We start from the raw sequence: 527 nt of genomic DNA on the forward strand, positions 1-527 counted from the left end.
CTGCTCTCGATGCAGCACATCCACACCCTCGGCAAGCTCGCCGAGCGCCATACCAAGGCCCAGAGCCCACCACGTCTCGATCCCAACGAACTCTTCGGCGCCGAAGACACCCTCAGCTTCGACTGGGACCGCTAGGACAGGATCTGCTCCCCGGAGCCGCATCGGTTGCATGGATCGGCGCCGCCCTTCACATTTGAGCAGCGTTCATGCCCTGGAACGCCGCCCGATCCCAACCCTGCCTCCTCAACCGAGAATCAACCCCATGGCCGATCAAACCCTCACCATCGACGGCACCGAGTACAACCCCGCCGACCTCACCGACGCCGCCAAGCAACAGCTCGCCAACCTGCGCGTCTGCGACCAAGAGATCCAACGCCTGCAGCAACAACTCGGCATCGCCCAGACCGCCCGCGCCGCCTATGCCAACGCGCTCAAAGCCGAGCTACCGAAGGCGGCCGCGCACTGAAGCGTTCTCAGCATGCCTATCAGCCTGCGAACCTGACAGCCTGCTGGCATGCCATCACGCA

General features: G+C 64.1%; 1 protein-coding gene. It reads left to right on the forward strand.

From position 1 onward, the window contains the following. Positions 1-262: 262 nt before the first annotated feature. Positions 263-466 carry a hypothetical protein gene (locus tag VBE63_RS31125; protein WP_323686798.1) on the forward strand — a complete coding sequence of 68 codons (204 nt, stop codon included), beginning with the start codon at positions 263-265 and terminating at the stop codon, positions 464-466. Positions 467-527 lie beyond the last annotated feature (61 nt).

Origin of the sequence: Lamprobacter sp., from assembly GCF_034860625.1 — a bacterium.
GTDB lineage: Bacteria > Pseudomonadota > Gammaproteobacteria > Chromatiales > Chromatiaceae > Lamprobacter.